This is a genomic window from Actinomadura rubrobrunea NBRC 15275, assembly GCF_001552235.1.
Classification (GTDB): domain Bacteria; phylum Actinomycetota; class Actinomycetes; order Streptosporangiales; family Streptosporangiaceae; genus Spirillospora; species Spirillospora viridilutea.
The window spans coordinates 1-6,616 of sequence record NZ_BCQU01000161.1; the positions used below are offsets into that span (position 1 = coordinate 1).

Annotated in this window: 5 protein-coding genes and 1 pseudogene; 5 read left to right on the forward strand and 1 reads right to left on the reverse strand. The window is 73.8% G+C overall.

The genetic code is table 11. From position 1 onward, the window contains the following. Positions 1–183 precede the first annotated feature (183 nt). A pseudogene (locus AR3_RS28255) lies at positions 184–672 on the reverse strand (Lrp/AsnC family transcriptional regulator); the annotation flags it as partial. 108 nt (positions 673–780) lie between these two features. Here AR3_RS28255 and hppD point away from each other — a divergent pair. The 5 genes from hppD to AR3_RS28280 all read left to right on the forward strand — a co-directional run. Further along, on the forward strand, positions 781–1,872 hold the full coding sequence (gene hppD / locus AR3_RS28260) for a 4-hydroxyphenylpyruvate dioxygenase (RefSeq protein WP_067918588.1): 1,092 nt from the start codon (positions 781–783) through the stop codon (positions 1,870–1,872). Positions 1,873–1,948: 76 nt separating this feature from the next. Then, on the forward strand, positions 1,949–2,626 hold the full coding sequence (locus tag AR3_RS28265; protein ID WP_067918590.1) for an RDD family protein: 678 nt from the start codon (positions 1,949–1,951) through the stop codon (positions 2,624–2,626). A 68-nt stretch (positions 2,627–2,694) separates the two neighbouring features. Beyond that, entirely contained in the window at positions 2,695–4,257 is a 1,563-nt protein-coding gene (locus AR3_RS28270; protein WP_227022951.1) for a M1 family metallopeptidase, read from the forward strand. Positions 4,258–4,381: 124 nt separating this feature from the next. Continuing rightward, positions 4,382–5,851 (forward strand): M1 family metallopeptidase, encoded by a 1,470-nt coding sequence (locus AR3_RS28275; RefSeq protein WP_067918592.1) that lies wholly within the window; start codon positions 4,382–4,384, stop codon positions 5,849–5,851. A 76-nt stretch (positions 5,852–5,927) separates the two neighbouring features. After that, a partial coding sequence (locus AR3_RS28280; protein WP_157406816.1) for a LysR family transcriptional regulator occupies positions 5,928–6,616 on the forward strand: 689 nt, incomplete at its 3' end.

Genomic DNA, 6,616 nt, shown 5'->3' on the forward strand with positions numbered 1-6,616 from the left:
CCCGCCGCCCGCCGAGGGGCGGCGGGCCGTCCGCCGTCACGCGCGCGTCCCCGGCCGGGTTCCGCGGGGACGGAGGCCGGGCGGCTCGGCGCCGCCGGGCCCGACGGCGCGGGACCCGACCGCGCGAGGCTCTGCCGGCCGGGACTCTGCCGCCCGGGACTCTGCAGCCCGGGACTCGGCGGCGCGGGCGGCCTGGCGGACCAGCGGGAGGGTGCGGTAGGGCACCTGCGTCGCCAGCGATATCACCGTCGAGGCGCGCTCCACCCCGCGCACGTCGACGACCAGGTCGATGACGCGCTGCAGGTCCTGGTTGCTGCGGGCGACGATGCGGCAGAGCATGTCGCCCGGCCCGGTGATCGTGTGCGCCTCGATCACCTCCGGGATCGCGGCGAGCCGCTCGGCCACCGGGTCGTGCCCGCCGGGCTGGCGGATCTGCAGCGTGACGAACGCGGTCACGCCGTAGCCGAGCGCGGCCGGGTCGATGTCGGGGCCGTAGCCGCGGATGACGCCGCGCCGGGCCAGCCGGTCCAGCCGCGCCTGCACGGTGCCGCGCGCCACGCCCAGGCGGCGGGACGCCTCCAGCACCCCGATGCGCGGCTCGGCCGCCAGCAGCTCGATCAGCCGTCCGTCCAGGCCGTCGACGGGCTCCGCGGGCACCGCGTCCTCCTTCATGGTCATCCTGTACAGGCGGGCCCGGATTTCCCGCGCTCCGCTGTGCAGATTGTCCAGTGATCTGGACCACTCTTGCGCACTCTGTACCCGTCTGTCGAGATTGGCGCCATGGACGAATTTCCGGTCAAGGGCATGGACGCCGTCGTGTTCGCCGTCGGCAACGCCACGCAGGCGGCGCACTACTACTCCACCGCGTTCGGGATGCGCCGGGTCGCCTACCGCGGGCCCGAGAACGGCAGCCGGGACGAGGCGGTGCACGTGCTGGAGTCGGGTTCGGTGCGGTTCGTGCTCCGCGGTCCGGTGCGGGCGGGCACCGACCTGGGGCGGCACGTCGCCGAGCACGGGGACGGGGTGGTCGACCTCGCCCTCGAGGTGCCCGACGTGGAGGCCGCCTATCGGCACGCGGTCGCCAAGGGCGCCAAGGGGCTGGAGGAGCCGCACGTCCTGCAGGACGACTACGGCAAGGTCGTGATCGCCGCGATCGCCACCTACGGCGAGACCCGGCACTCGCTCATCGACCGCTCTAACTACACGGGGCCCTACCTGCCCGGCTTCGTCCCCGCCGACCCGATCGTCGAGCCGCCGCAGAAGCGGTACTTCCAGGCGATCGACCACTGCGTGGGCAACGTCGAGCGCATGGACGAGTGGGTGGACTTCTACCACCGCGTCATGGGCTTCACCGACATGGCCGAGTTCATCGGCGACGACATCGCCACCGAGTACTCGGCGCTGATGTCGAAGGTGGTGGCGGACGGCACCCGCAAGGTGAAGTTCCCGCTGAACGAGCCCGCCGAGGGCAGGCGCAAGTCGCAGATCGAGGAGTACCTGGAGTTCTACGGCGGCCCGGGCGTGCAGCACGTGGCGCTGGCGACCAACGACATCCTGGCCGCGGTCGACCAGATGAAGGCCGCCGGGGTGGAGTTCCTCGACACCCCCGACTCCTACTACGAGGACCCCGAGCTGCGCGCGCGGATCGGCACGGTGCGGGTGCCGATCGAGGAGCTGCAGAAGCGCCGCATCCTCGTCGACCGGGACGAGGACGGCTACCTGCTGCAGATCTTCACCAAGCCGGTGCAGGACCGCCCCACGGTGTTCTTCGAGCTCATCGAGCGGCACGGCTCCATGGGCTTCGGCAAGGGCAACTTCAAGGCGCTGTTCGAGGCGATCGAGCGCGAGCAGGCCCGCCGCGGCAACCTGTGATCATCGATCGGTAAACATTCGCCGGTCCCGGGCGCGGCGAGGTTTGGCGGGCGGGCCGGGCGCCGACCTTCACGGCATGACCCAACCGCCGCACGACCCCGCGCCCGGGGAACGGCCGTCCGGGGAACGGCCGCAGGAGGAGCCGTGGCGCGCCCCCGGCGAGCCGGAGGCGCAGCCGCCCCCGTATCCCGGCGCCTACGGCGGCCAGGGCCCGTACGGCGGAGTCCCCGAGCACGGCGCGCCGCCCGACCGGGGCGGGGACCGCCGTCCCCCGGGCGCCGCCGACCTGGCCAGTCGCTGGGCGCGGCTCGGCGCGGGCATCGTCGACTCCGTCCTCATCAGCCTCGTGATGCTGCCGATCTGGTGGACGGTGGTGGACTGGAGCCGGGTCGCCGATCCGGCGCCGAACGCGCCGGTGGCCGACCGCGACCGGCTGCTGGCCAACCTGGCCGCGATCGCGATCGCCTTCGTCTACTACTGGCTGATGCACCTGCGGTTCGGGCAGACGCTCGGCAAGATGCTGCTGCGGATCAGGGTGGTGCGGGCCGACGACGGCGGCGCGATCGACGCCGGCCAGGCCGCGGGCCGTTCGGCGTTCTACACCGTCCTCGGCGGGGTGTGCGGCTGCATCGGCCTTCTCGACATCGCGTGGATCCTGTGGGACGAGCGCAAGCAGGCCCTGCACGACAAGGCCGCCCGGACGGTCGTGGTCAAGGCCGGCCCGGGGACGCCCAACCCCTACGCCCGGCGCTGACCGTGTCCGGCCTGGATCGCGGCACGGCGCGGTTGCCTCCGCTCCCTTGCGCGGGCAGGCTGGACCGCGTGCGCCTCGACCGCGTCCGCATCGCCGCAGACCAGTCCCTGCCGTCCCGCCGCCGCGGCCCGCGGCCCGTCTCGCGCGGCGCCGCCGCCCTGACCGCCGCGGCGCTCGCCGGGACGCTGACGGCCTGCCTGGGCGGCTCCGGCGACCGCGAGCCCGGCGGGCGGATCCCCGCCCCGCCGGAGGCGGCCGCGCCGCAGCAGCACACCATCGGCGACCCGTACGTCCCCGGGGACGGCAACGCCGGGTACGACGTCCAGCACTACGACCTCACGCTGGCCGTCACGCCGGGGGGCGTCGCGGAGCTGGACGGCACCGCCGAGATCACCGCGGTCGCCCTGCAGCGGCTGCCCTCCTTCAACCTCGACCTGAGCGGCCTGCGGGTGTCGCGGATCACGGTGAACGGCGCGCCGGCGCGGCAGCGGCGCGACGGCGACGAGCTGATCGTCTCGCCGTCCCGGCCGGTGGAGAAGGGCGCCCGGTTCACGGTGCGGGTGCGCTATTCGGGGACGCCGCGTCCGGTGAGCGACCCCGTCCTCGGCCGCTACGGATGGATCCGCACCCCCGACGGGGTGTTCGTGGCCTGCCAGCCGAGCGGCGCGCGCACCTGGTTCCCCGCGAACGACCATCCCAGCGACAAGGCCACGTTCGACTTCGAGATCACCGTGCCCGACGGGCTGACCGCGATCGCCAACGGCGAGCCCGGCGCCCCGCCGGACCGGGTCGGCGGCTCGACCGGGTCGGACGGCGCTCCGGGCGGCGGGGGGAGTCCGGGGGTGTCGCCGATCTCCGCGCGGCGCTCGACCACCGCGACGTGGCGGGTGAAGGAGCCGATGGCCACGTACCTGGCCACGGTCACCGTGGGCCGGTTCGAGGTGAAGAGGGACCGCACGCCCGGCGGCGTGACCAACATCTCCGCCGTCGACCCGTCCGTGCCGACCGCCGACCTGGAGCGCTTCCACGCCAAGAACGCCGAGATCACGGACGAGTGGGCGCGGCGGTTCGGCCCCTACCCGTTCTCCTCCACCGGCGGGCTCGTGGACAACGCGCAGGTCGGTTTCGCGCTGGAGACGCAGACCCGGCCGGTGTACGGGTCGTACGGCCTCGACGACACCCTCCTCGCGCACGAGCTGGCCCACCAGTGGTTCGGCAACAGCGTCAGCGTGGCGCGCTGGAAGGACATCTGGCTGAACGAGGGCTTCGCCACCTACGCCGAGTGGATGTGGGCGGAGAAGGCGGGCGGCCAGTCCGTGCAGTCCAAGTTCGACGAGCTGTACGCCGACGCGGACAGCCGGGAGCTGTGGGACGTGCCGCCCGGAAACCCCGGCCGGGCGCGGATGTTCGGGCGTTCGGTGTACGACCGGGGCGGCATGACCCTGCACGCGCTGCGCACCAAGGTCGGCGACGACACGTTCTTCACCATCCTGAAGACCTGGACGAAGGAGCGGCGGCACTCGTCGGCCACCACCGAGCAGTTCATCGAGGTGGCCGAGCGCGTGTCGGGCCGGCAGCTCGATTCCTTCTTCGACGACTGGCTGTACAAGCGGGGCCGTCCCAGCCGCTGACCGCGGCCGATCCGCGCCGCCCGACCGGGCGACCGTCAAGCGGGCGTCAAGCGCAGGCAAGCACTCCGCAACGTCCGGCCTGTCCGCCGGGCGCCGCGCCGCCCGGCCGCGCACAGTGGCACCGATGAACCGGGCTTGGATGCGCGTGACCTCGGCGGCGACCGCGGCCGTCCTGCTGGCGACCACGAGCGGCGGCGCCGCGTCCGCCGTGCCGCTCCGCGGCACCGTGTCCGCCGCGCCGCTCCGCGGCACCGTGTCCGCCGTGCCGCTCCGCGGCACCGTGGAGCACAAGACGCCGGGCGGCCCCGGCCTCGGCGACCCGTACTTCCCGAACGCCGGCAACGGCGGCTACGACGTCCGCCACTACGACGTCGTCCTCGACTACCCGGGCGCGCGCGGCGACGTCGACGCGACCGTCACCGTCAACGCGCGCGCGACCCAGCCGCTGTCGGCGTTCAGCCTCGACTACCGGGGCCCGGAGATCTCCTCGGTCACGGTGGAGGGCAGGCCCGCCGAGTACCGGCGCGACGGCCAGGAGCTGACGATCACCCCGTACGCGGAGATCCCCGCCGGGCAGATGTTCACCACCGTGGTGCGGTACTCCGGGCGTCCCGGTCCGCTGACGAACGGCCCGCTCGGCACCTACGGCTGGGTGCCGACCCGCGACGGCGCGGTCGTGCTGTCCCAGCCGGACGGCGCGCCCACCTGGCTGCCGGTCAACGACCACCCCAGCGACAAGGCGACCTACTCGTTCCGGATCACCGTGCCCAAGGACCTGCGCGCCGTGGCCAACGGCAGGCCGGGCCGCGTCATCCGGCACGAGGACAGCACCACCTACGAGTGGTCCGAGGAGTCGCCGATGGCCAGCTACCTGGCGATGGTGGCGATCGGACGGTTCCGGGTGCGGCACGGCAGGGTCGGCCGCATCCCGGTGATCACGGCGGTGGACCCCGCGTACGCCTCGTCGGCGAAGCGCGTGCACCGCACCACGATCGACGCGGTGCGCTGGGCGGCCGAGACGTTCGGGCCGTACCCGTTCTCCACCGCGGGCGCCGTCGTCGACGACCCGAAGCTGGACTACGCGCTGGAGACCCAGGAGCGCCCCGTGTACGCGGGGTTCGCCCCCAGCGAGGAGTTCATCGTCCACGAAGTGGCGCACCAGTGGTTCGGCAACAGCGTCAGCCTGCGCAACTGGCAGGACATCTGGCTGAACGAGGGCTTCGCCACCTACGCCGAGTGGCTGTGGCGCGAACGGGACAAGCGCAACCGGAAGGCCGCCGACACGGTGTTCAAGCGGTACTACCGGCTGCCCGGCAGCTCTCCCGTCTTCAACCCGCCGCCGGGCGACCCCGGACGTGACGCCATGTTCGGCTTCTCCGTCTACACGCGGGGCGCGATGTGCCTGCACGCGCTGCGCAAGCGGGTCGGCGACCGCAAGTTCTTCACGATCCTGCGCAAGTGGGTGCAGAGCCACCGCGACGGCACCGCCACCACGCCCGAGTTCGTCAGGCTCGCCGAAGAGGTCTCCGGCCGCGAGTTGGACCGGCTGTTCCGCGTGTGGCTGTACGAGAAGGGCAAGCCCCGCCGCTGGTGAGGCCGGGCCTCCGGGCGCCCGCGTTCCGCCGTCCGCTCCATCGGACATCGAGGGCAGAGCGGTATAACCGGAGGTAATGGATGCCCACCTCCGGGAGCTGCGCTACTTCGCGGCCATCGCCGACGAGCTGAGCTTCACGCGCGCCGCGGCGCGGCTGTCGGTCTCCCAGCCGGCGCTGTCCAAGCAGATCCGGTCCCTGGAGCGGCGGCTGGGGTTCGCGCTGTTCGAACGGCGCGGCCGCGAGATCGCCCTGACCCGGCAGGGCGCGGCGCTGCTCCCGGCGGTCCGCGAGGTCCTCGCCTCGTGGGACCGCGCCTACGCCGACGTCCGCGCGCTCGGCGGCCCCCGCACCCTGGTCGTCGGCATGCAGACCGCGGTCGGCCGCGAGCGGCAGCGGCACGCGCTGCGGCGGTTCCGCGAGCAGGCGCCCGACTGGACGGTCTCGCTTCGGCTGGTCGGGTGGGACGACCCCACCGCCGGGCTGGCCGACGCGTCCAGCGACGTGGCGTTCGTATGGCTGCCGGTTCCGTCCCCCGACATCCGCACCCGCACGCTGGCGGCCGAGCGCCGCCACGTGGCGCTCCCCGGCGACCATCCCCTGGCCGCCCGCGCCGAGATCGCCTTCACCGACCTGCTGGACGAGCCGTTCATCGCCCCGCCCGCCGCGGCCGGTCCGCTGCGCGACCTCTGGCTGGCGAGCGACGCGCGCCGGGGCCGCCCCCCGCGGATCGCGGCCGAGGCCGCCTCCCCCGACGCGGCGCTCGA

Bases quoted from the DNA above. Each gene is read 5' to 3' on its own strand.
- hppD (WP_067918588.1), top strand. From the start codon at position 781: ATGGACGAATTTCCGGTCAAGGGCATGGACGCCGTCGTGTTCGCCGTC.
- AR3_RS28265 (WP_067918590.1), top strand. From the start codon at position 1,949: ATGACCCAACCGCCGCACGACCCCGCGCCCGGGGAACGGCCGTCCGGG.
- AR3_RS28275 (WP_067918592.1), top strand. From the start codon at position 4,382: ATGAACCGGGCTTGGATGCGCGTGACCTCGGCGGCGACCGCGGCCGTC.